This window comes from Pseudomonas mandelii (assembly GCF_006438925.1).
In the GTDB taxonomy this organism is placed as follows: Bacteria; Pseudomonadota; Gammaproteobacteria; order Pseudomonadales; family Pseudomonadaceae; genus Aquipseudomonas; species Aquipseudomonas mandelii_C.
This window is the reverse complement of sequence record NZ_RCZA01000005.1, coordinates 378,516-401,548: the sequence shown is the minus strand read 5'-3', so window position 1 is coordinate 401,548 and position 23,033 is coordinate 378,516. Positions and strand designations below refer to the sequence as shown.

Sequence of the window (23,033 nt, the reverse complement as noted above, 5' to 3'; positions counted from 1 at the left end):
CCATCACCAACGACCGCTCTTGGCCCGTGAGTTGACGCCCGCCAACCCTATTCATTCGCACGTAGATTCCGGTTCTTCCAGGTGATCGATGTGCTTGAAGCGCTCGACCAGGAAATCGATCAGACTGCGTACTCGCGCCGACAGGTGCAACTGTTGCGGATAAACGGCGTAGACATCAGCGCGGGTGGGGGTCTGATCTTCCAACACCAGGCGCAAGCGGCCACTGCGCACGTAACGGGCGATGTCCCATTCGGCCCGCAGCAGAATGCCGTAACCTTCCAGCGCCCAGTTCAGGGCCACTTCACCGTCGTTGCAGCCTAACGCTCCGCGCACTTTGATGTTTTGCGTGCGCCCGCCATTGGTGAAACTCCAAACGCCGTAAGGCGTTTCGTTTTGCCGCAGGAAGATGCAGTTGTGTTGCTGTAAATCCGCCAGGCGTTGGGGCACGCCATGTTGTTCCAGGTACAGCGGCGAAGCGCATAACAGACGGCGATTGGACGCGATCTTGCGGGCATGGAAAGCGGCGTCCGGCAGCGTGCCGAAACGAATACCCAGGTCAAACCCGTGAGTCGTCAGGTCGAGCGGGTGGTCGCTGATTTCCAGTTGTATTTCCACCTCCGGGTACTGCGCGAAGAACGCGCCCAGGGCCGGGCCGATGTAGCGCCGACCAAATCCCAGCGAAGCGTTGACGCGGATCAGGCCTTTAGGCGTCGCCCGACTGCTGCTGATCAGCTGCTCGACCTCATCGATCTGCGTGAGGATGCGCGCGGCATGGGAAAAATACAGTTCACCTTCCGAGGTCAGGCTCATCGAGCGCGTGGTGCGGTTGACCAGGCGGATGCCGAGCCGTGCTTCCAGCGCGGTCAGGCGTTTGCTCACGGCCGGCGGGGTGACGCCCAACTCGCGAGCCGTCGCCGCGAGGCTGCCTTTGTTGGCCAGCAGGTAGAAAAAAGACAAATCCAGGGTCTGGCTCATTGGTAACTAAAATTCATCTATGTAGTGATTTGGAGTAACTCTCGCTCATTTGTTCACTACATATACTCCGCTCACACCCTGATTGAACACCCCCGTTCGACAGGCACAACAAGAACGTGACGAGAGTGGAGTTAATTGATGAGCGCGTACAAAATTGCTGCAGTTCCAGGTGATGGTATCGGTGTAGAAGTGATCGCGGCGGGCGTCGAGGTGCTGCAAGCCTTGTCGAAGAAGTCCGGCTTCGAGCTGGATTTCAAACACTTCGACTGGAACTCGGACAACTACCTTAAAAACGGCTACTACATCCCGGAAGGTGGCCTGGAAGAGCTGAAAACCTTCGACGCCATTTTCTTCGGCGCTGTCGGTGCGCTCAACGTACCGGATCACATTTCGCTGTGGGGCCTGCGTCTGCCGATCTGCCAGGGCTTCGACCAGTACGCCAACGTGCGTCCGGCTCGCGTGCTGCCAGGGGTTAAAAGCCCGCTGCTCAATGGTGATCAAATCGACTGGGTCGTGGTGCGTGAAAACTCCGAGGGCGAGTACTCAGGCAACGGCGGTCGTGTCCACCGGGGTCTGCCTGAAGAAGTCGCCACCGAAGTGTCGGTGTTCACCCGTGCCGGGGTAGAGCGCATTCACCGTTTCGCCTTCGAACTGGCGCAAAGCCGTCCACGCAAACACCTGACCATGGTCACCAAATCCAACGCCCAGCGACATGGTATGGTGCTGTGGGACGAGATCTTCTACGAAGTTGCCAAGGATTTTCCGGACGTCAAAATCGACAAGGAATTGGTCGATGCCGTGACCACGCGCATGGTGCTCAAACCGTCGACGCTGGACGTGATCGTCGCCACCAACCTGCACGCCGACATCCTGTCCGATCTGGCCGCCGCGTTGTCCGGCAGCCTGGGCATCGCGCCGACCGCCAACCTGAACCCCTCGCGCAAATTCCCCTCGATGTTCGAACCGATTCATGGCTCGGCCTTCGACATCACCGGCAAAGGCGTCGCCAACCCGATTGCAACGTTCTGGACGGCGGCAATGATGCTCGAACACCTGGGCGAAGCGTCTGCGGCGAAGCACCTGATGTCGGCCATCGAGGCGGTGACCGAGAGCGGTCTGCATACCCCGGATCTGGGCGGTACGGCCACCACCCGCCAGATCACGGATGCGGTCATCGAGTTGATCAAACGCTGATTCAAGCGGCGGCACAACGCCAAGGAGCTGATCACCGGTCAGACCCCTTGGCATTTCCTGACAACAATAAAAAATCAGGGCCCTGTCATGAAAAGAATATTCGGCAAACTTTACGTACAAGTGCTCATCGCCGTGATCCTCGGCGCCATTGTCGGCGTGCTTGTTCCCGAAACCGGAACAGCGCTCAAACCCTTGGGCGACGCGTTCATCAAACTGATCAAAATGCTCCTCGCCCCGGTGATCTTCCTGACGGTGGTCACGGGCATCGCACGCATGGAGAACATGAAAGAGCTGGGGCGCGTCGGCTTTCGTGCGCTGATCTATTTCGAAGTGGTGTCTACCCTGGCGCTGGTCGTCGGCCTGGTGGTTGTCGATGTGTTCAAACCCGGCGCCGGCATGAACATCGATGTCGCCACGCTGGATACGTCCAGCCTGGCCACCTACACCAGCGCCGTGAAGCATGCGTCGTTCATGGACTTTGTGATGAACATCATCCCCGACACCATCGTGGATGCCTTCGCCAAGGGCAACGTGCTGCAAATATTGCTGTTTTCCATTTTGCTGGGCGTTGCCCTGGCGCATGTCGGACCTCGTGCCAAGGTGTTCGTCGACACGCTGGACAGCCTGATGCAGGGCATGTTTCGCATCGTCAACATGGTCATGCGTCTGGCACCTATCGGCGCCTTCGGGGCGATTGCCTTTACCATCGGCAAATACGGCTTTGGCTCGCTGTTCTCACTCGGCAAGCTGATGGCCTGTGTCTACCTGACCTGTGCTGTGTTCGTGATTTTTGTACTGGGCCCGATCTGCCGCTACAGCGGATTCAGCCTGTGGAAGTTTCTGAAATTCATCAAGGAAGAACTGTTCACCGTCCTGGGCACCAGCTCTTCGGAATCGGTGCTGCCGCAAATGATTTCCAAGATGGAAAAGGCCGGTGTTTCCAAACCCGTCGCCGGTCTGATCATTCCCTCGGGCCTGACCTTCAACCCGGACGGGCAGGCGATCTACTACACCATCGCCGCCATCTTCATCGCGCAAGCCACCAACACACCGCTGACCCTGACGGATCAGTTGATCGTCCTGGCCGTGCTGATGTTTACCTCCAAGGGATCTGCCGGTGTCACCGGCTCGGGATTCATCATTCTGGCTGCGACGCTATCGTCCCTTGGCACCATTCCGGTGGCGGGCATGGTGCTGCTGTTGGGCGTCGACCGGTTCATGTCGGAAGCGCGTGCGATCACCAACACCATCGGCAATGGCGTCGGGACAATGGCCATTGCCAAATGGGTCGGGGCGCTGGACACCGTGAAAATGCACAAGGCGTTGAATGGTGAGGTCGAAGGGGAGAAACCCGCGACGGCTCAGGCAGAGGTTATTTCTGCTCACTCAGCGCTGGGAACAGGTTCCGTGCTGCCAGCTCGCCAAAAAGCTTCTCAGGCGTAAGGTGTGAGGCGCTGAACAGTGTGATGTTCAGCGCCCGGTTATAACGCAAGGTGCTCAAAGTTTGTAGCCGATCTGCCGCAACAGGTTCTTGCGCCACAGGATGTCTTCCTCGCCTTCAATGCCACGGGCACAGTAGCCATCCACCACGCCCAGAATCGCTCGCCCTTGGTCGGTCTCGGCGAGAATCACCTCAGTCGGGTTGGCCGTTGCACAAAAAATGCGGCACACCTCTGGAACCATTTTGACGGCGTTCAACACGTTTACGGGATAGAAGCCATCGTCGAGGAAAATGATGAAGCTATGGCCCGCACCGATGGCTTGGGCATTGCTCCGGGCCAGTTCGATCATGGCGGTATCGGTGCCGGACCAGCGCACCAGGCATTTGCCGGAAGCTTCGCAAAAGGCCACGCCAAAGCGGATACCTGGCACGGCATTGACCAACGCTTCATGGAGGTCCTCGACGGACTTGATGAAGTGCGTCTGACCCAAAATGAAGTTCGTCACTTCCGGTTTATCGATTTTCAACGTGATGAGTTGCATCTCGAACGCCTCCTTTCACGATGTGGCTACCAGGGGCTGGCAACACATCAAGCATAGGCTACTCATATGAGCCTGGTGATCACCCTGTGGCGAGGGGGCTTGTCGGACCGCCGCACCGCCCCGTTCGGCTGCGCAGCAGCCGTAAATCCAGACAACTCGATTTGTCTGAACGAACACTGGGGGTCGCTTCGCGACCCAACGGGGCGGTGCGGCGGTCCGACAAGCCCCCTCGCCACAGGTTTTGTGTTCGTCGACGCTTTTGGTCATGAACTATTCGGCGTTTTTTCGTGAGCGTCAGGAGGCCCGCTTCGGTCGTGGAAAATGCAATACGCGTTGCTGCTAGAACTTCGCATAGTTCAACGCATCGACAATGGCCGAGCCGCCGATACCGGTCAGCGACAGCAGCAGCGCCTTGATCAGCGGGTCTTTAGCGTAGCGTTTCGAGCGATTGCAGTGGCGTTGAGCCAAGTGCGTCCTGTTTGAACCAGAACACAATCGTTCGGTCAGGCGGCGGTGGCGCGCCCTCAAGTGCCGTCGGTGGATCGAAGGGGTTGGAGACGAACACTTCATAAGGCGCGTCGACGAAAGCGGCTTGCTGCGGAGCATCCAGCGACAGGTTGGCGGCGAGTCTCAAGCAATGGATGTATTGCTCCTGATCCGGCACCCGGTGGGAATTCTTGAACCCTGCGAGCAGCGCATAACGAATGCGCCGACGCCGCTCGACTTCGTCGGCGTAAGGGCCGCCTTCGACCAGCGCCACCATGATGTCGGGAGCCGGCTTTTCACCGGCCAGGGGAGAAAGATCAGGGCTGCAAACATGCTCGGCATCCGGGTTCTTGCTGTCGGTGAGCTTCTTGCGATAACGCTCGACCGCGTCGAAAGGGTCTTGCCATAACCGGGCTTCGATGGGCAGTTGCGCCTGGAACTGTGCACCGATCGGCCGCGGTTCAAGGAACGGTTCGCGGTTGAGGGCGAACATCGATACCACCAGACTCAGGATGACCGCACTGCCTGGCAGCCAGAAAGCCAGGTTAGTGCCAGAACCCTTGTTGTCCATGGCCTGTGCCTCTTGTTCTCGGCCAACTGATTACAGTTATGTATAGACCCAATAAAGGAGTTCAGTGCAAAGTCAGTGGCGGTAAAATCAGTCGCGCCACCTTTAAGGTCAAAAGAAGCAGCCACCATGCACACAATCGGACTCATCGTTTACCCGGGGTTTCAGGTGTTGGGCCTGGCCATGTGCGCCACGTTCGAGTTGGCCAACATGGCCACCGACGAACCGGCGTACAACATTGCCTTGCTGTCCGAGCGCGGCGGCACGGTGCAGACCTCCGCCGGGTTTGGCGTGGAAACCTCGGCGTTCGACCAGCGCTCGTTCGACACACTGTTGGTGATGGGCGACAACCTGATCCGTCCGGTATCACCGGGCATGGTGGCGTTTTTGCGCAACGCGAGCCGGACCACCCGGCGTCTGGGCTCTATCTGCACGGGCGCCATTGCGCTGGCCGAGGCCGGTTTGCTGGACGGTCGACGGGCGACCACTCACTGGTGTCATGCACCGGCGCTGCAGAAGGCGTATCCGAAGGTGAAGGTCGAGGAAGACCGGATCTTCATCAACGACGGCAACATCTGGACGGCCGCGGGCATGAGCGCCTGCGTCGATCTGGCGCTGGCGCTGGTGGAAAAGGATCTGGGCGCGGAGGTGGCGCGGCGGGTTGCCCGGCAATTGGTGGTGTACCACCGGCGCGCGGGAGGGCAGTCGCAGTTTTCGGTGATGCTCGAACTGGAGCCCAAGACCGATCGTATCCAGGCCGCGTTGGCCTATGCCAAACAGAACCTGAAGTCCGCGCTGTCGGTCGAGGAACTGGCCAGCGCCGCCAACCTCAGCCCTCGGCAATTCAGCCGCGTGTTCCATGCCGAAACCGGCCAATCACCGGCCAAGGCTATCGAAAACCTGCGGGTGGAAGCGGCGCGTTTGATGATGGAAACCGGTCGGCACCCCATCGATGTGGTGGCGACCGATACCGGTTTTGGCGATCGGGAGCGGATGCGTCGGGCTTTTATCCGTGCATTTGGCCAGCCACCGCAGGTCATTCAACGCGCCAATCGTGGCTAACGTTCGTGATGTCCTAAAAGGTGGTGTATTCGACATTTCAGTCTAAATATTATTGGCGTAATTTTGATCTCGTTGAAGCCCATTTCTCACTGAGATCACCGCCATGACCCTCGTAAAAGCCGCCGCCGTCCAAATCAGTCCCGTTCTTTACAGCCGTGAAGGCACCGTCGATAAAGTGGTGCAGAAGATTCTCGAACTCGGCGAGCAGGGCGTGCAGTTCGCCGTGTTCCCGGAAACCATCGTGCCTTACTACCCTTACTTCTCGTTCGTTCAGTCGCCTTTCGAAATGGCGGCTGAACACCTGAAACTGCTGGATCAGGCCATCACTGTCCCTTCGGCTGCTACCGAGGCCATCGGCGCCGCCGCCAGACAGGCCGGCATGGTGGTGTCCATCGGCGTCAATGAACGTGACGGCGGCACGCTGTACAACGCGCAGTTGTTGTTCGATGCCGACGGCACCCTGATTCAGCATCGCCGCAAGATTTCCCCGACTTATCACGAACGCATGATCTGGGGCATGGGCGACGGCTCCGGCCTGCGCGCCACCGACAGCGCGGTAGGGCGCATCGGCCAATTGGCGTGCTGGGAACATTACAACCCGCTGGCCCGTTACGCCTTGATGGCCGACGGCGAGCAGATTCACGCGTCGATGTACCCGGGGTCGTTTGCCGGCCCGCTGTTCACCTCGCAAATGGAAGTCAGCATCCGCCAACACGCGCTGGAATCGGCATGCTTCGTGGTCAACTCCACCGCCTGGCTGAACCCTGAACAACAGGCGCAAATCATGGCCGACACCGGTTGCCCCATTGGCCCGATTTCCGGTGGTTGCTTTACCGCGATCATCAGCCCGGACGGCGTAGTGCTGGGCTCGCTGACCGAAGGCGAAGGTGAGGTGATCGTCGATCTCGACATGGGCCTGATCGACAAGCGCAAACGCATGATGGATTCCCGTGGTCACTACAGCCGCCCGGAACTGCTGAGTCTGCTGATCGACCGTACACCGACGAGCCATGTGCATGAACGCAGTGCACATCCGAAGCCGGCGGTGACCGATACCGTGGAAGAAATCAGTCGTTAAACTGCAGACACAAAAAAGGGGACTTTGGAAGTCCCCTTTTGCTCGTCTGGCCTTACAGTTCCTGACCCAAAAAGATCAACGTATTGCCATGGGCCTCAGCCGCTGCGCGCTGGTTGTAGCTGTCGCGATGCGAGCAGTTGAAGCCATGTTCGGCCTCCGGGTACACGACAATTTCGACGTAATCGTTGGTATCGAAACGCTCGGCGATTTTCTCCACGGCTTCCAGTGGGATGTGGCTGTCCTGTTCACCGAAGTGCATCAACAGCGGCACTTCGATTTCATCGGCCCGGTCCAGCTGATTCTGGATTCCGCCGCCGTAATAGGCGATGGCCACGTCCACCAGCCCATTGGCGGCGGTGTGGTACGAGAGCAAACCACCGAAGCAGTAACCAATCGAGGCGATCCCGCCATCCAGACCCGGCTGGGCTTTCAAGGCGTCGATGGCCAGTTCGATGTCGGTCTGTGCCTTGCCAACATCGGTGGCGTTCATCAACTCGACCGCGCGTTTCCAGCCGGCCTCGTCGTAACCCAGTTCGATGCGGTGGCCGCTGCGCCAGAACAGATCCGGTGCAATCACCAGGTAACCGTCGGCAGCGTATTGTTCGGCGACCGAGCGGATGTGTTCATTCACGCCGAAGATTTCCTGGATCAGCACGATCCCCGGGCCTTTGCGGGTGTGCGGAATCGCCAGGTAAGCGCCGAATTTACCGTCGGCGCTGTCGATCTCGATCCATTGGGTGGTCACGCTCATGGTGGCTCCTGTCTTCGCAAGTGAGTGGGGTGAAGCTTATTTCGGCTGCGTGGCCTTGAAGCTTGGCAGAGACTGCATACGTTTCCACCATCCGTCGAAACCGTCCACCGAAAATACCTGCGGTGCATCCGGGGTCATCGCGATGTAAGCACAGCCTGGTGCCAGGTAAAAGTCACTGATGCTGGGTTCTAGACCAGCGATATAGGGATCGGTGCCTTTTATTTTCATCAGTTCGCGCAGCACCCGTTTCGAGTTCTCGATCCCTTTGCGGCGCGAATCTTCATTCTGCCCGCCAATGAAGTCAGGAAAAAGATGGTAGCCGAACACTTGGACAAGGTTGCCGTAGCCATAGGAATCATAAATGCCCTGGGCCATGTGGGTGCGCGCACGGTCGTGGGCATTGTCAGGGGTGATTGACGGACCTGGCAGGACTTCGTCCAGGTAGGCAACGATCGCGCCGGTTTCGATCACCCGGAAACCGTCATGGTCAATGACGGGCACCTTGCCGAAAGGGTGACGCACCAAATGCTCTGGCAGGTGCGGCTCGCCTTTGATCACGTTGACCTGCACCTGGTCGAAGTCCGCGTCTTTTTCCACCAGCAGCATCTTTACGGTGCGCACATAAGTACTGCCGTCAAAACCATAGAGGGTGAGACTCATGACGATTGCTCCACTATTGAACCGAGGGACGTTATCGAGTCCCTGGCGTTTTAGCGGTTATCGCGACGCCAGAAGACTCGAGCCAGCAGCGCATCGAGGCTGAGCTTGCCGGCACCCGAGAGCAACAACGGCATAAAGGCCGCGAGGTAGATCAGCGGCAGTTTGAAGTTGCCGTGACCCTTGTTGCTGATGGCGTAACCCTGAGCAAGCTCACTCAATGTAGACCAATCAGCCGGCCAGTGAACGGCGGCGGTCGCGACGACCGTGACCACGATCAAAATGATTGCGGAGATCCGCGTTCCCAGGCCGACCAGTATGGCCAGGGCGCAGATCAGTTCGGCCCACATCGACAGTTCCCAGTTCAGCGTGGCCGGAACGTGGTTGAACGGGAACGGGAAGCTGTCCTGAATATCGGCGAACCAGTTTTCACCATTGAATTTTTCCAGGCCTGATTCGAAGAACTCCCAGGCGAGGAACACCCGCAGGGTCAGTGGCGCGATCCAGCTACCGGCACGGTCGAGGTTCAGGTGCAGGCCTTTCACGGCCGACGAGAGTGAGGTGGTCATGGGCTTGATCTCCGTTCAGTCAGGGAGGTGGGGCAACGCGATGCCCCACGCAAAGGGTTACTCGCCGGCGCCGCACTTGCCTTCGCCACATTTACCTTCCGCCGGTTTTTCCGCGGTGTCGGCCTGGACCTGGCTGTAGCCGTGGGCCAGTTGCTTCATGCTGAATGCTTCGGACTCGGAGGCCGAAGCCACGTTGGACAGGGCCAGGCCGCCAGCGATGATCAGGCCGAGGGTCAAGGAAGAAGTCGAGAGCTTGAACATGGTGATACTCCGTAGCATTGAGTGAGTTGAGCGCTTTGATCGGCGTGGCCAATCGACAGGCACAGTTCATCAAGCAGGTGTATCTGCGATGTGTCTTTGGGGTGGGGTTTTAGGGGCGGGGTGTGTCGGTAGGGGCGCTGTACACACAGTGATACATAACCCTGAAATTGCTCAGCCAACCCGCAGTCCTGTAGCAGCTGTCGAGCCTGCGAGGCTGCGTTTAACTCTGTAGCAGCTGTCGAGCCTCAGCGAGGCTGCGTTCGGCTGCGCAGCAGTCGTAATCCCTGTGCACGCGATTTACCTGAACTACCGAGTCGCTTGACTTCACGACTGCTTCGCAGCCGAACGCAGCCTCGCAGGCTCGACAGCTGCTACAGGTAGCCAGTGGCACAGTACAAAACTGTGATCCGGCCTCAACCAGTGGCGTCTAGCGTCTGTGTCCCCGCAATCCCATGGGGCGAGACTTCGGAACCCGGCATGCAAGCGCTGTTGAACGAGATCCTTGACGCAGTTCGTCCCCTGATCGGCCAGGGCAAGGTGGCTGACTACATTCCCGCACTCGGTACGGTGCCGGCCGATCAGTTGGGCATCGCGGTGTATGGCAATGACGGCGAACTGTATTGCGCCGGCGATGCCCATACGCTGTTCTCGGTGCAGAGCATTTCCAAGGTGTTCAGCCTGGTGCAGGCCATCGAGCATTCCGGCGAAGACATTTGGAAGCGCCTGGGTCACGAGCCTTCCGGCCAACCGTTCAATTCGCTGGTGCAACTGGAGTTCGAGCGCGGGCGCCCGCGCAATCCCTTCATCAACGCCGGTGCGCTGGTGATCTGCGACATCAACCAGTCACGCTTTGCCGCGCCGGCACTGTCGATGCGCGACTTTGTCCGTCGGCTGTCCGGTAACCCGCAAGTCATGGTGGACGGCAAGGTCGCCGAGTCCGAATACCAGCATCGCGCGCGCAACGCTGCGATGGCTTATTTGATGCAGTCTTTCGGCAATTTCCACAACGACGTCGAAGCGGTGCTGCGCAGTTACTTCAGCCATTGCGCGCTGCGCATGAGCTGCGTGGATCTGGCGCGGGCGTTCTGTTTTCTGGCCAACGATGGTTTCTGCAAGCACAGCGGTCAACAGATCCTCACCGCCCGCCAGACCCAGCAAGTCAACTCGATCATGGCCACCAGCGGCCTCTACGATGAAGCCGGCAACTTTGCCTATCGCGTTGGTTTGCCCGGCAAGAGCGGCGTCGGCGGGGGGATTGTCGCGGTAGTGCCGGGGCAATTCACGGTGTGCGTCTGGTCACCGGAATTGAACGCCGCCGGCAACTCCCTCGCGGGCATGGCCGCGCTGGAGTTGCTGAGTCAGCGGATTGGCTGGTCGGTGTTCTAGGAGCCGGGTCAGAGCGGCAACGCTTCGACCCGGCTGCGCATACACGCCAGCGTTTCATCGTCCAGCACTGTGGTGATATTCAGGTGCTCTTGTGCCTGAAAGAGATTCATCGCATCCCGGGTCTGTTTGCCGACGATGCCGTCGACGGGGCCGAGATGCCAGCCCAGGTACGTCAAATAGGTTTGCGCTATACGAATTCTCAGGTCCGGCGTCCCGCCATACGAGAACTTCTGATACGCCGCGCTGAGCCGCACGTCGTAGTTGCTCGTTTTCAGACACGACCATCCGTTTGATCATCGCCTCGACATCCGCCGAACGGGTCTGCGCAAAATTGAATCCCATGATCTGCCCCAGTCCCCACGATGTACTTTGCAAGGCTGCGTTCCTGTTCAGGCCGACGGCCAGGTTCAGACGGTCATATTGATGCGGCCCCGTTGCACCATAGTTGCCGGGGGTTTTGCTGCTGATATCCGGGTGTTGCGCGTCAAAATTCATCGCTCATGACGGCCTCCTCGGAAAACAGGAAACGCTGATGTACCTCTTTCAGCGTAGGAGGGCCGGCTGAAGGGCCGCCGGGTTTTCGATCACCGGTCAGGCGTGCGGTTAATGACGCTCCAGGGATTTTCCTATACATTTTCCGGCCGCCCACTGCATGGTGAAACCGCTTAATGTCTCTTGCGCTCGAACGTCTAGTCGCTGGCACGCCTATCCCTTTCGCTGGTAACCGCGTCACTGTGGTCAGCCCCGAATTGGTCGCGCGCTTTCAGCCCGGGGACCATTTGCTGGTGGAGCAGGTTAGTGGCGAATTGTTGCTGATTCCGGTGGCTGACCAGCAAGCGGCGGCCATCGCAATCGAGCGTGCCGAAACGGCTTTCGGCGCAATGTCCGCGGTCTCCGATCAAGCCATCAGCGAGTTCTTTGATCGCTTCGCCCAACGCCTGGAAGACCCTGCCTGCTGGGCTTTGATCGAAGCCGCCAACCTGGCCGACATCGAGCGGGCCAAGGCCCGCGGACGCTCCACCACGCGGCTTCTGGCTGATGAACGCATGCGCCGCGACATGATCGCCGGCCTCAGGGCCTGGCGTGATGCGTCGGCCACGCGCGGCAAGGTGGTCAGTTGCATCGAGCATGACGGCTGGAAAGTCGAGCAAGTGGTCTCGCCGCTGGGCATCGTCGCGTTCGTCTTCGAAGGCCGACCGAACGTTTTCGCCGACGCCGCCGGTGTGTTGCGCACCGGTAACACGGCAGTGCTGCGCATTGGCAGTGATGCGTTGGGCACGGCGCAAGCCATCGTCACCCACGCGCTGAATCCGGCACTGAACGACGCCGGGTTGCCAGCGGGCGCGGTGTCGCTGGTGGAAAGCGTCAATCACGCCGCCGGTTGGGCGATGTTCGCCGATCGGCGCCTGTCGCTGGCGGTGGCCCGTGGTTCGGGTCGTGCCGTCAGCCAGTTGGGCAGCATCGCCCAACAGGCCGGCACCGCGGTCAGCCTGCACGGCACCGGTGGCGCCTGGCTGATTGCCGACAAGGACGCCGATGCCACACGCTTTGCCGCCGTAGTGCGCAACTCGCTGGATCGCAAAGTCTGCAACACGATGAATGTCTGCCTGATTCACCGTGACCGTGTCGCGGAACTGCTGCCGCTGTTCCTCGACGCGCTGCAACAGGCCGGCACCGCACGGGGGCAGGGCTGCAAATTGCACATCGTCGAAGGTAGCGAGCCGTACTTGCCGACCGATTGGCAGACCGCCAGCGTTGAGGTGTACCGCGCCGAAGGCTATCAGACCGAAGCGTTGGCCGAACCGCTGCCCGAGGATCAGTTGGGCCGCGAGTGGGAATGGGAAGAAACCCCGGAAGTCAGCCTGAAGATTGTCGATGACCTGGACAGCGCCATCGCGTTGTTCAATCGCTATAGCCCACAGTTCACCGTGTCGTTGATCAGTGAAGATGCCACGGCTCAGGAACGCTTCTACAACGCGGTCAACGCACCCTTTGTCGGTAACGGGATTACCCGCTGGGTCGACGGACAGTACGCGCTGAACAAGCCGGAACTGGGTCTTTCAAACTGGGAGAGCGGTCGCCTGTTTGCTCGCAGCGCGATTCTCTCGGGAGATGGGGTGTTCACGATCCGCAGTCGCATGACCCAGACGGATCTGTCGGTCAAACGCTGATCCGGCACCACGACCCCGGTCAACGGCCGCACTATACTTAATGTGCGTCCGTATGGGCGTGGCGAGCACTCCAAAACGAATCAGATGTCCATAACGCTCGCCTGAGAGTCAAGGCTGCACAGCCAATGGACGGGCCGTGCATCTGATGACGGAGAGAGGGTTACACCATGAAACTTCATTCCTTTCAACATTACTCTCATGACCTGGAAAGGGGCGTTCACGACACGTGGATTACCACCAGGGTGAAGTCAGCCCTGGCAATGGCCGAACCCAGCCTTGGCCTGCAAATCCATGTCAAAACCCACGGGGGCACGGTGGCATTGAGCGGTCGCGTCAACACCCATAAACAGTGTGAGCAGGCTGTTGCTCTGACCCGTTCGGTTCAGGGCGTCGTCGACGTCGATGCCAGAGACTTGCTGACTCACGTGTTCACGCCCGGCAGTATTCCACAACCCCCCAACGCCGAAGAGGCCCCTGAGAGTCGACCACAATCGTCAACAAAGATGGACGATAAATAACCCGGTCGATCGTGTCAGTGCAGCGCTCCCGTGAGTCGGGAGCGCTGCGTCGATCGTCTCGCTGCCAATGGATACACGCTTCAGGCTGCTGCTTCTATGGATCGGGCTTGAAGGGCGCAGGTGTCCGGATACTCGGCGAGCGCCACGAAACGGTGGCTGTTGGCATCCAGAGCATCGACCGAACCGGTCTCGATGTCGTAGACCCAACCATGCAAATTCAACAGGCCTTTCTCCTGAGCCAGGCGCACGCTTGGATGCGTCTGGATATTGGCCAGTTGCGCGATGACATTCTCCCGAACCATTGAACTCACCTTCGCGGCTTCATTGGCGTGAGGGCGGGATTCGTTGATGACTTTCGCTGACTCGGCGTGTTGCAACCAGCCGCTGACGGCGGGCAGGTGGTCCATGCATTTGCACTTGGCGACGGCGGTCATGGCGCCGCAGTCCGAATGCCCGCAGATCACAATATCGGTGACGCCGAGCACTGCGACCGCATATTCGACCGTGGCCGACACACCGCCGGGGTGAGGGCTGTAGGAGGGTACGATGTTACCGGCATTGCGGATCACAAACAGTTCGCCGGGTTCTTGTTGGGTCAGCAGTTCCGGCACGACACGGCTGTCGGAACAGGTGATGAACAGCGTGCCCGGATGCTGGGTAGTGGCCAGGTGCTTGAACAGGTCGGTCCGTTGCGGAAAGGCTTCGTTCTGGAACTTTAAAAAACCTTCGATGAGCGCTTTCATGGTGATGTCCTCATACGTGAATCAAATGATTATTTTGTAGCAGCTGCCGAGCCTGCGAGGCTGCGTTAGAGCCGGGGTCGCGCTCGACCGTAGTCCTCGCCAGATCCAGGCGACTGCTGCGCAGCCGAACGCAGCCTCGCGAGCTCGGCAGCTGCTACAGGGGATCGCGTGTCACAGTTGGAAATTCGACTCGTCTGTCATCCGTTTAGAAAGGACGCAGTGGCAGGAACTTGCCGTCGAGTGTGATCACTGCGCGGGAGCCGCCTTCCGGGTCTTCGACTTTCTTCATGTCGAGCTTGAAGTTGATCGCACTGATGATGCCGTCGCCGAATTGCTCATGAACCAGGGCTTTCAAGGTGGTGCCGTAAATCTGGATCATTTCGTAGAAGCGGTAGATGGTCGGGTCGGTCGGGACACCCGAGAGGCTGCCGCGCAGCGGGATGATCTGCAGGCGGGCCACGGAGTCGGCGTCCAGGTCCAGTTTTTCGCCAATCACTTTGGCGGCGCTTTCCGGCAGCGGGTGCTGACCGAGCAGGGCGGCAGTGACGTAGGCCAGACCAAGGCCGGTGCCGTCGGTCAGGTCCTGCCAGGACAGGTTTTTGCGCGCTTTCGCATCGAGGATCGACGTGGTCAGGGCCAGGCTTGGGTCGTTGTAAGCGTGGGACTGTTGCATGGTGTTTCTCCTGTCGGGAGTGAGGTTGCTTGGGTGTGCAGCAATCTTCTGCTGATCGATCCATAGCGTCCAAGATCGATATACAATGCAGTGCATAAGCACAGCCTATAGATGGGAATTGCAATGCTGCTCCGACACCTGCGTTATTTGCTGGCGGTCGCCGATCACGGCGGTTTCACCCGCGCCGCCGAGGCGCTTCACGTCTCGCAGCCGACCCTGTCCCAGCAGATCCGGCAACTGGAAGAAACCCTGGGCGTGAGCCTGTTCGACCGAACCTCGCGCACGGTCAAACCGACCGATGCGGGCGAGGCCTACATCGAATGTGCTCGTCGGGTGCTGGTGGAACTGGAGGCAGGCAAACGTGCGCTGCATGACGTAAAGGACTTGTCCCGCGGCACCCTGCGGCTGGCCATGACCCCAACGTTCATGGCGTACCTGGTGGGGCCGCTGGTGCGCGATTACGTGGCGCGGTATCCGAACATCCATCTACAGATTTTCGAGTTGTCGATGGATGACATCGAGGCCGGGCTGGTGGATGACTCACTGGACATCGCCATCGCGTTTACCCAGGTCAGAAATGCCGACATCGAGTCGATCCCGGCATTTACAGAGACCTTGGGTGTCATGGTGGGGCGCGATCACCCGTTATACGAAAGCCAGGTCGCGTTGTCCGCGCAAGAGGTCGCGCAACTGGAATTTGCGCTACTGGCTCCGGACTTCGTTACCCGCACCCGCATTGATGAGTACTTTGCCCAGGAGCAGATCACGCCGAAGGTGGTAATCGAGGTCAACTCGGTGAGCACCTTGCTGGAAGTCATTCGGCACACCGCCATCGCCACCATCCTTCCGGAACCCATCGCCACCGAGGACCGGGCGTTGCGCAAAATCCCGTTATTAGGGGATGCGCCCAAACGAGGAGCCGCGCTGCTCCGACGCAAAAACAACTATCACAGCGCAGCGTCGGTGGCTTTTATGGAACGGGTGTTGGGTGCGGCTGCAGGTGAGTCGACGGCATCAGTCTTCTACTAATTGGCACACCCCATTGGGCGCCTTGCCAGTAGAGGACACCGTGACCGAGTCGTCATCGGAGAGGAGGATCGAGATCACGACGCCCGAACCCTTGGCTTCGAATCGGCGATCGTCGATGGCTTTGGTCTCGGCTTCCTTGCTGTTGATCAGCACCGGTCCGTCCTGATCCGCGTGGACGATGATTTTGCCGGGGCAGTCCGCATCGAACAGCGGAACGCCGGTGATGCTGTTTGCATGGGCAGCACTGGCCATTACGAGTAACAGCAAGCCTGTCAGTTGTATGTTCATCACAATCCTCCAATGATCCAGTGCACACGGTTAACGATAGCGTTGTTTGGAGCGCACGAGACAAACAAAAAGGCCCCGCTCGATGTAACGAGCGGGGCCTTTTTATGGATGGGGTGTGGAGGTATCAGTAGAACCGGTCAATCACCCGAACTTCGTTCTGGTTCTGCATCGAGGCCCATGCCTGTTTCAGCGTTTGCAGAACATGACCGATGAAGTCCTTGTCAGCCGCGGCTTTCTTGCCGACATAGCCTTGGCCGCGACGGTACATCTTCAGTCGGGCGAGCAGGTTCTGGTTGTTCTTGTCGAACTCCGCTTCATGGGCGTGAGGCGACAGGCAGTCGATATGCACCTGGCCCGACTTGCTGATCCACAGAATATGGCTGTCATGGCTGTCTTTTTGCGCAGCGAACAGATGAGCCAGTTCATCGATAGTGGGTTGATTGTTCAGATTCATAGTAAGCCCCTTGACCATTTGGTGATCTTTCAAAGTTGATTCGCTAATACAGGTAGCCCATCGGTTAGTTGATCCCTGGCACCGAAACCAGGACGTCAGCGGTCAGCCGCCAAATTGACGGGGGCCCGCGTCTGCTGCATGTAGTCGTGTTGAATAACTGCTACGCAATAGCGTCACAACGAGGAGAAGCGGCGAAAACCTTCTGGCCACTGCCGACGTTTTCAGGGTCGGCCACAAGCTTCATGAGGATTGATCGCCAGCGCTTCTCGTCCTTGTACTGGACGTTCAGGCCAGGTCAGCTTCTTCAATCTGCCTTGTGGGCAGCGTGTATCCGGGAAAAACAGCTCGGCGGTCAGACGAGCTTGCTCAAACGTGTTGCCTGTACTCCCGATCGGGGAGACGTCTGCATCATGCAAGGGCAAATCGGAGGCGTCAACGGTTTTGTAGTGATTATTTTTGGTCACTACATATTGTCGGACAAAGTCGTTTGGAATTAAAAAGCGGAATGGGAAAGCGCCAGTCAGGACGATGGCAACGATGTCTGGAATCGGTAAACGGTGCAGGGATAACCGTCTACCGGCAGCTGATGCAGGGTGAACTCGCCATGGGTGAGATCGGACAAGACCCGGGTCCAGAACCGCTGCGCAGGCTGATTCGCGTCGAGGTGGAAAATTTGCCATTGACCGGGGAACCGGCTCAAGAAGGTGGAAACGACAAACTTCGCGACGCCTTGGCCACGAAAGCGTCGACTGACAAAGAAGTAGCCGATGTTGTACTCGGCGCCGTGAAGATGGGTTTCGTCATCCACCGTCACGAAGCCGGCCAATTCTCCGTCGACCTTGATCAGAAACGGCCTGGTTGCGGGGTTGCGCCAGTAACCCGGTTTGGGCTGAGCGTTGAAGAAGCCATGCTCACCGAGCTTCAGCGGCAGCCACTCGCTGAAGTCATACATGTAGAACTGCATCAGGTTTTCAATCGTTTCCAGCTCGTCGCGCTGGGCGGCGTGCAGTTCGATCAAGGGCATGTTGATAGCTCCTGAGGTGCAGGCCATCCCTGGCCCAGGCGTGATCACTCAGTGGGGGGCGAAATCGTATTTCCCACCTTTTTTCAGTGCGGCTTGATAGGCCGGACGAGCCTGAAAGCGTTCAATCCAGGCCGCTACATGAGGATAGTTGCCGAGCTTGCCCTGGGCTCTGGCGATCTCGCCGATAAAACTCATCTGGATGTCGGCGGCGCTGAACTCATCGCCCAGCAGGTAATCGGACTGGCTCAGAGCCGTGTCGAGGTAGGCCAGGTAGTTGGCCACCTCCGAATTGATCCGTGGATGCAACGGCGCGCCGGCTTCCCCGAGGCGTCCCACGTACAGGTTCAACATCAGCGGCAACATTGCTGAACCTTCGGCGAAATGCAGCCACTGCACGTATTCGTCATAGGCAGGGGTGGACGGATCGGGTTGCAGGCGACCGTCGCCATGGCGGCGAATCAGGTAGTCGATGATCGCCGAGGACTCGATCAGCTTCTGCGCGCCGTCTTCAATGACCGGTGATTTACCCAGGGCATTGATCGCTTTCAATTCCGGCGGTGCCAGGTTGGTCTTCGGGTCGCGCTGATAGCATTTCAGCTCGTAAGGGATAGCCAATTCTTCCAGCAACCAGAGAATCCGCTGGGAACGGGAGTTGTTCAGGTGATGCACGATAATCATGGTCGATGCCTTATCAGAAAATGGGGCTGTCACTGGGCTTGAAGAACACTAGACCCTTTTGGTTCGTTCGAAGTGCCCTCAAGCCTTGCTCGCCGGTTTTGCTGCGCGTTTGGTGTCCGTCGAGGGCTTGCGTTTGGTGGGCTTGCGTTTGTTTTTCCAGGGCGTGGCACCGCGCCCGGCGGGGCTTGCCGGTCCGCTGATGGTCAGGCTCAGGCCGGCGCAACGGGCGACCTGTTTGCTCATCCACGCGGCCTGTTTGGTGACGAATTCTTCCAGGCTCATCTCGCCGCTCTGCACCATGTCCAGCGCCTGCTCCCAGATTGCTGTGGTCCCGGGGTCGGCGATGGCACGCGGCACGGCATCGATCAGGCTGAACGCGGCCGGGGTGGCGGCCAGGGCCTTGCCGTTCTTGATCAGATAACCACGGTCGAGCAGGCCCTGGATGATCGAGGCGCGGGTCGCTTCAGTGCCGATGCCGGTGGTGTCCTTGAGTTTCTGCTTGAGCAGGGGATCTTCCACCAGTTTGGCGACGTTCTTCATCGCCTTGATCAGATCGCCTTCGGTGAACGGTTTGGGCGGTTGCGTCCAGAGGTCCTTTAGCTTCACGTCGGCCACTGCGCAGTCACGTCCTTCGGCTAATGCCGGCAGCGTTTGCGGCGCCGGTGCTTCGCGGCCCTTGGCCGGGGCGAGGGCTTCGGGCAGGGCGCGTTTCCAGCCGGGCTCGACGATCTGCTTGCCGACGGCACGCAAGGCTTCACCGGCGCAGTCGAAGTCGGCCTGAGTCCGGTCGTATTCATGGTTGGGCAGAAACTGCGCCAGGTAACGCGCGCGGATCAGGGTATAGACCGCCCGCTGCTTGCCTGCCAGCCGCTCGAGGTTTTTCGCCGCCGCGGTGGGGATGATGCCGTGGTGAGCGCTGACCTTGGCGTCGTTCCAGGCCCGTGAGCGGCGCTGAGGCTCCAGGAAATCGTTCAAGGCGTTCAGCGCCGGATCAGCCTGCCTCAGCGCGGCAAGTATGCCCGGTGCTTCGCTGTGCTGACTCACGGGCAGATAACCGCAGTCGCTGCGTGGATAGGTGATGACCTTGTGGGTTTCGTACAGGGCCTGGGCGATGTCGAGAGTTTCCTGGGCGCCGAGCCCGAGCTTCTTCGAGCAGACTTCCTGCAAGGTGCCCAGATCGAAGGGCAGGGGTGCCACTTCGTGCATCCGCTCGGTGCGCAGTTTGATCACCCGGGCACTCGCCGCGCTGCCAATCGCCGCCGCTGCCTTTTGCGCCAACGCCTGATTCAGGCAGCGATCCTGGTCGTCGCAAACCTCGGAGGCCGCACGCCACTGGGCGGTGAATGCGGTGCCGTCGTGCAGCAGTTGCACATCGATGGCCCAATAGGCGACCGGCACGAAATCGGCGATGCTGCGGTCGCGATCCACCACCAGGCGCAAGGTCGGCGTTTGCACCCGACCGACCGGCAATACGCCCTGATAACCGGACTGACGCCCCAGCAGCGTGAACAGCCGACTCATGTTCATCCCGATCAGCCAGTCGGCCCGCGAGCGCCCGAGTGCCGAATGGTAAAGGCTAAAGGTCTCGGCCCCCGGCTTCAGGGTTGCCAGCGCCTTGCGGATCGACGCATCGTCCAGCGCCGACAGCCATAACCGCTGGATCGGCCCGCGATAGCGGCAATGCTCCACCAGTTCCCGGGCGATCATCTCGCCCTCACGGTCGGCGTCGGTGGCGATCACCAGTTCGCTGGCCTCGCCGAGCAGCCGTTTGACCGCTTTGTACTGGCTGGCAGTACGCGGTTTGACGGTCATCTTCCACTTCTCTGGAATGATCGGCAGATCCGCCAGCACCCAGCGCTTGTAACGCGCGTCATAGGCGTCGGGCGGCGCGGTTTCCAGCAGATGGCCGATGCACCAGGTCACCGTGACGTCCGTTCCCAGCCAGCAGCCGTCGCCACGACGCCTGGCGCCGAGGACGGCCGCAATGTCTTTGGCCTGGGAAGGTTTTTCACAGAGGTACAGCCGCATAACCACCATCGCTCATCAACTGTCGAGAGGCGGACAGAATGGCGGCTGATGAGCGATGGGGCAATCTTTATCTGTATGGATGTACAGTCGGTGCGTTGCGATTCATTGCGCAGGCTCCTCAGTAGTTCAGGTTAACCACCGGTTGGTCCAGCTTCGCGCCGGGCTCTCGCCTGAGAATGGTCAGCAACGCGGCGGTAATCACGTTCACATCATTGTCGAAGCCTCCGTGGGAGGTGTCCTTTTTGGTCCCCGCGCCATAGTTCATTTTCGGATCGTTGAAGATGTGCAGGGTTTGCGCGAACACTTCGGGAAGCCCGCGACCCGTTGCGGCAAACCCGGTCGGAATGGTTTTCCCGAAGTAAAACTGGTTCCACTGTTCGGTCATGTTTTTGGCGGCAATGTTCCACTCCGACAGATCGGGATTGCTGAAGTCCTGGCACTGCTTGTCCAGGCTTTTGGCCATGCCCAGCAGCGGCATGCGTTGCAGTTCTTCGTAGGCACGGGAAACGAGGTACAGCAGGGATTTGTGGTACACGCCGATGACGTTGTCATCCTGTTCACGACTGTCGGACATGAGGTGGATGTGGAAGTCCTTGCGCTTGAGGCCTCCACCTTCGATGACTTTGCGGTAGGTCTGGTTGGCGAAATCGAGGGTGCAGGCCGGGGCCATCAGCGTCGAGGTTTCGGTGGGCAAACCCCTGGCCCACAGCAGTTGAATCAAGTGGCCATTGATCAGGGAGCCTGCGGAATGGCCGATCAGATGCAGCTCGACGTTCTTCTTGCCCAAGTCGGCGACCAGGTTTTTCAGGTTCTCCGCCATTTCCACTAGCCCACGCGGGGTAAAACCGGCGACTGCGGCGGCTTCGGCGTTCTGTTTCATCTGGCTCCACTGGTCGCCGCCGGGTTTTTTGGTCGCCAGTTCCAGCGTGCGATCGAAGCCTTCCACGGCTTTGTCCTTGATCGCCTTCAATGCATCGCTGATGCTGCCGGCTTCGGGAAATAGTCCGGGAAGGGTGTCCTGGACGATATCCGCCAGCGTCTCGAGGGCCCCGGTGCGCCAAGTGACAAACAGCGGATAGACACCGTTTTCAAGGAAGTAGGGCGCCATCGCACAAATGCGATTGATCGAATCCTGCTCGGAATTGAGCCCGCCGTGGGCAATGACGGCGATGCGCAGCACGGCGGGCTTGTTGGCCGCCGGCAGCTTGTCGTACCAGGCGCGAGGCGCCTCGTAGACGATGCGCTTGACGCCCGCCCGGACGTTTTCCACGTCGGTGAGACGAGGGCCGATGCTGCCGTTGTTTTCCATCACGATGGTCAGGCCGTAAGCCTGATCCTTGGTCAACAGCGGCGGCCCTTTGCGATCGGGCTCGCTGGTGCTGGCCGTGAACAGGGAAAACCCTTCGCGCTTGGCGCTGGAACTGGACAGCGCGCTACGAAACGGTGATTGAGCGCCAGTCCTTGCGCCTGAAGGACGTGCGTTTTGCGATAACGCGCCGCGTTCGATCGGAACCCCGAGGGCCACGGTCCAGGCGTCGGTGCCATTGGCCAGCCAGTCTTCGAACGTCAGGATGGCGAAGCCGGAAAATCCCCAAGCGGTTGACCAGGAATTCTGCACGATGAACCCCTGACTGGTGTACCCGATCAAGGCAAAGGCGTGACCGCCCTCACTGGCTGCCGGCCATTTGATGACGGGCAACTGAGAGATGCTCTGGAATTCCACCGCCGGCTGTTTTTTGCCTTTGGGTCGCATCAGTGCCCAGCCCTGATGCACATTGGCAGAGACGAAAAGCGCGCCCGCTTCATACAGCGCCGCCATCATGGCGGTGACATCGTCCTTCTCGACACGGTAGTAAACCCCCAGCGGTCGCGTCATGGCATCCATCGCCCAATTCTCCGCCGGTGCTTCAAAGGCCGGAACCGATCCGTCTGGCTTGACGGTATAGGGCCAAAGTTCCTGCGCGCAGACGCCGTGTTTGTGCCAACCCTTCAACGCGCCGCGACAACTGGAACCCACGTAATCTTCGCCAGGCCATTCATCATAGAGTTTGGCCAGATGATAAAGCTGGCGCGGACTCGTTTTGGTGGAGGCCCTGTCTCGCCGCCACAACAGAAAGTTGACCACCGCCGCCAGCCCGAACCCGGTGCACGCGCCTTCGTTGCCCTGGTAGAGCACCATGTTTTTGTCCAGGTAGCCCGAGAGTTCGGAGGCAATGTCTTTGTCGGCGGGCCAGGAGGGCGGCAGTGACTGGACCCGCGGGGTAAAAATGTGATCGCGCAGGTCGAGACGATCCGGACGGGCGTCGAGGGTGATGATTTTCTGGCCGAGGGAAAACTGTGTGGCGGGCATGGTGAGACCCTCAGGTTTCTGAGACTCAAATCCCCACGCCATGCCACGACTGCCTGTCTGGGCAGTAGGGAGGTCAACGGTCTTATTGATCGTAGACGATGTTTCAC

Annotated in this window: 25 protein-coding genes and 1 pseudogene; 8 read left to right on the top strand and 18 right to left on the bottom strand. The window is 59.4% G+C overall.

The window, feature by feature from the left end:
• Positions 1-51: 51 nt before the first annotated feature.
• Positions 52-975 carry a LysR family transcriptional regulator gene (locus EAH74_RS14310; RefSeq protein WP_140679329.1) on the bottom strand — a complete coding sequence of 308 codons (924 nt, stop codon included), beginning with the start codon at positions 973-975 and terminating at the stop codon, positions 52-54.
• A 138-nt stretch (positions 976-1,113) separates the two neighbouring features.
• Here EAH74_RS14310 and EAH74_RS14305 point away from each other — a divergent pair, with 138 nt between their 5' ends.
• Positions 1,114-2,169 carry a tartrate dehydrogenase gene (locus EAH74_RS14305; protein WP_140679327.1) on the top strand — a complete coding sequence of 352 codons (1,056 nt, stop codon included), beginning with the start codon at positions 1,114-1,116 and terminating at the stop codon, positions 2,167-2,169.
• An 87-nt stretch (positions 2,170-2,256) separates the two neighbouring features.
• Positions 2,257-3,612 carry a dicarboxylate/amino acid:cation symporter gene (locus tag EAH74_RS14300; RefSeq protein WP_140679325.1) on the top strand — a complete coding sequence of 452 codons (1,356 nt, stop codon included), beginning with the start codon at positions 2,257-2,259 and terminating at the stop codon, positions 3,610-3,612.
• A gap of 54 nt (positions 3,613-3,666) precedes the next feature.
• Here the strand turns inward: EAH74_RS14300 and EAH74_RS14295 are convergent, their stop codons facing one another.
• The 3 genes from EAH74_RS14295 to EAH74_RS14285 all read right to left on the bottom strand — a co-directional run bounded on the left by EAH74_RS14295 (position 3,667) and on the right by EAH74_RS14285 (position 5,209).
• On the bottom strand, positions 3,667-4,152 hold the full coding sequence (locus EAH74_RS14295) for an adenosine-specific kinase (protein WP_140679323.1): 486 nt from the start codon (positions 4,150-4,152) through the stop codon (positions 3,667-3,669).
• A gap of 339 nt (positions 4,153-4,491) precedes the next feature.
• Positions 4,492-4,620, bottom strand: coding sequence for a hypothetical protein (locus tag EAH74_RS33615; RefSeq protein ID WP_275671796.1), 129 nt, complete (start codon positions 4,618-4,620; stop codon positions 4,492-4,494).
• Positions 4,580-5,209 (bottom strand): hypothetical protein, encoded by a 630-nt coding sequence (locus EAH74_RS14285; protein WP_240050509.1) that lies wholly within the window; start codon positions 5,207-5,209, stop codon positions 4,580-4,582. The genes EAH74_RS33615 and EAH74_RS14285 overlap by 41 nt, the downstream gene beginning before the upstream one ends.
• Before the next feature lie 126 nt (positions 5,210-5,335).
• Between EAH74_RS14285 and EAH74_RS14280 the strand changes: the two genes are divergently transcribed.
• Both EAH74_RS14280 and EAH74_RS14275 read left to right on the top strand, forming a co-directional pair.
• Positions 5,336-6,268, top strand: a complete 933-nt coding sequence (locus tag EAH74_RS14280; protein WP_140679321.1) for a GlxA family transcriptional regulator — start codon at positions 5,336-5,338, stop codon at positions 6,266-6,268.
• Positions 6,269-6,371: 103 nt separating this feature from the next.
• Positions 6,372-7,346, top strand: a complete 975-nt coding sequence (locus EAH74_RS14275) for a nitrilase-related carbon-nitrogen hydrolase (protein WP_140679319.1) — start codon at positions 6,372-6,374, stop codon at positions 7,344-7,346.
• Positions 7,347-7,398: 52 nt separating this feature from the next.
• On the opposite strand, the gene EAH74_RS14270 is transcribed toward EAH74_RS14275, so the two are convergent.
• Genes EAH74_RS14270 through EAH74_RS14255 form a run of 4 tightly spaced genes read right to left on the bottom strand, consistent with a single transcriptional unit; the run spans position 7,399 to position 9,584 of the window.
• Positions 7,399-8,097, bottom strand: a complete 699-nt coding sequence (locus tag EAH74_RS14270; protein ID WP_140679317.1) for a dienelactone hydrolase family protein — start codon at positions 8,095-8,097, stop codon at positions 7,399-7,401.
• Positions 8,098-8,133: 36 nt separating this feature from the next.
• On the bottom strand, positions 8,134-8,757 hold the full coding sequence (locus tag EAH74_RS14265; RefSeq protein ID WP_140679316.1) for a glutathione S-transferase family protein: 624 nt from the start codon (positions 8,755-8,757) through the stop codon (positions 8,134-8,136).
• 50 nt (positions 8,758-8,807) lie between these two features.
• Positions 8,808-9,323 (bottom strand): HvfX family Cu-binding RiPP maturation protein, encoded by a 516-nt coding sequence (locus tag EAH74_RS14260; protein ID WP_008151486.1) that lies wholly within the window; start codon positions 9,321-9,323, stop codon positions 8,808-8,810.
• A gap of 57 nt (positions 9,324-9,380) precedes the next feature.
• Positions 9,381-9,584 carry an HvfA family oxazolone/thioamide-modified RiPP metallophore gene (locus EAH74_RS14255; protein ID WP_059405530.1) on the bottom strand — a complete coding sequence of 68 codons (204 nt, stop codon included), beginning with the start codon at positions 9,582-9,584 and terminating at the stop codon, positions 9,381-9,383.
• A 477-nt stretch (positions 9,585-10,061) separates the two neighbouring features.
• Here EAH74_RS14255 and glsB point away from each other — a divergent pair, with 477 nt between their 5' ends.
• Positions 10,062-10,970 (top strand): glutaminase B, encoded by a 909-nt coding sequence (glsB, locus tag EAH74_RS14250; RefSeq protein WP_140679314.1) that lies wholly within the window; start codon positions 10,062-10,064, stop codon positions 10,968-10,970.
• 8 nt (positions 10,971-10,978) lie between these two features.
• Here glsB and EAH74_RS33345 read toward each other — a convergent pair whose 3' ends face one another.
• Positions 10,979-11,224 carry a peptidoglycan-binding domain-containing protein gene (locus EAH74_RS33345; RefSeq protein ID WP_240050508.1) on the bottom strand — a complete coding sequence of 82 codons (246 nt, stop codon included), beginning with the start codon at positions 11,222-11,224 and terminating at the stop codon, positions 10,979-10,981.
• A 58-nt stretch (positions 11,225-11,282) separates the two neighbouring features.
• Positions 11,283-11,465: pseudogene (locus EAH74_RS33340) on the bottom strand (N-acetylmuramidase domain-containing protein); the annotation flags it as partial.
• A 173-nt stretch (positions 11,466-11,638) separates the two neighbouring features.
• Between EAH74_RS33340 and EAH74_RS14240 the strand changes: the two are divergent.
• Positions 11,639-13,141, top strand: coding sequence for an aldehyde dehydrogenase family protein (locus EAH74_RS14240; protein ID WP_140679312.1), 1,503 nt, complete (start codon positions 11,639-11,641; stop codon positions 13,139-13,141).
• 167 nt (positions 13,142-13,308) lie between these two features.
• Positions 13,309-13,659, top strand: coding sequence for a BON domain-containing protein (locus EAH74_RS14235; RefSeq protein ID WP_123368282.1), 351 nt, complete (start codon positions 13,309-13,311; stop codon positions 13,657-13,659).
• Positions 13,660-13,739: 80 nt separating this feature from the next.
• Here the strand turns inward: EAH74_RS14235 and EAH74_RS14230 are convergent, their stop codons facing one another.
• Together EAH74_RS14230 and cynS are read right to left on the bottom strand one after the other, a co-directional pair.
• On the bottom strand, positions 13,740-14,402 hold the full coding sequence (locus EAH74_RS14230; protein WP_140679310.1) for a carbonic anhydrase: 663 nt from the start codon (positions 14,400-14,402) through the stop codon (positions 13,740-13,742).
• Between the two features lie 205 nt (positions 14,403-14,607).
• A complete protein-coding gene (gene cynS, locus EAH74_RS14225; protein ID WP_008151471.1) occupies positions 14,608-15,075 on the bottom strand; it encodes a cyanase in 468 nt (155 codons plus the stop codon).
• A 123-nt stretch (positions 15,076-15,198) separates the two neighbouring features.
• On the opposite strand from cynS, the gene cynR reads away from it, so the two are divergent.
• Complete coding sequence (gene cynR, locus EAH74_RS14220; RefSeq protein WP_140679308.1) at positions 15,199-16,104, top strand: transcriptional regulator CynR; 906 nt, start codon at positions 15,199-15,201, stop codon at positions 16,102-16,104.
• Here cynR and EAH74_RS14215 read toward each other — a convergent pair.
• The 6 genes from EAH74_RS14215 to EAH74_RS14185 all read right to left on the bottom strand — a co-directional run bounded on the left by EAH74_RS14215 (position 16,090) and on the right by EAH74_RS14185 (position 22,926).
• Positions 16,090-16,392 (bottom strand): hypothetical protein, encoded by a 303-nt coding sequence (locus EAH74_RS14215; protein ID WP_008151467.1) that lies wholly within the window; start codon positions 16,390-16,392, stop codon positions 16,090-16,092. The genes cynR and EAH74_RS14215 overlap by 15 nt on opposite strands.
• A gap of 124 nt (positions 16,393-16,516) precedes the next feature.
• The gene (locus EAH74_RS14210) at positions 16,517-16,846 is read right to left on the bottom strand and encodes a hypothetical protein (protein ID WP_008151464.1); all 330 of its coding nucleotides are present in this window, start codon (positions 16,844-16,846) and stop codon (positions 16,517-16,519) included.
• A gap of 520 nt (positions 16,847-17,366) precedes the next feature.
• Positions 17,367-17,870: a GNAT family N-acetyltransferase gene (locus EAH74_RS14200; protein ID WP_140679305.1), complete on the bottom strand. Its 504-nt coding sequence runs from the start codon at positions 17,868-17,870 to the stop codon at positions 17,367-17,369.
• 48 nt (positions 17,871-17,918) lie between these two features.
• Positions 17,919-18,548 (bottom strand): glutathione S-transferase family protein, encoded by a 630-nt coding sequence (locus EAH74_RS14195; RefSeq protein WP_140679303.1) that lies wholly within the window; start codon positions 18,546-18,548, stop codon positions 17,919-17,921.
• A 78-nt stretch (positions 18,549-18,626) separates the two neighbouring features.
• Complete coding sequence (locus EAH74_RS14190; RefSeq protein ID WP_140679301.1) at positions 18,627-20,576, bottom strand: DNA topoisomerase III; 1,950 nt, start codon at positions 20,574-20,576, stop codon at positions 18,627-18,629.
• A gap of 118 nt (positions 20,577-20,694) precedes the next feature.
• Entirely contained in the window at positions 20,695-22,926 is a 2,232-nt protein-coding gene (locus tag EAH74_RS14185) for a C1 family peptidase (RefSeq protein WP_140679299.1), read from the bottom strand.
• Positions 22,927-23,033: the final 107 nt, after the last annotated feature.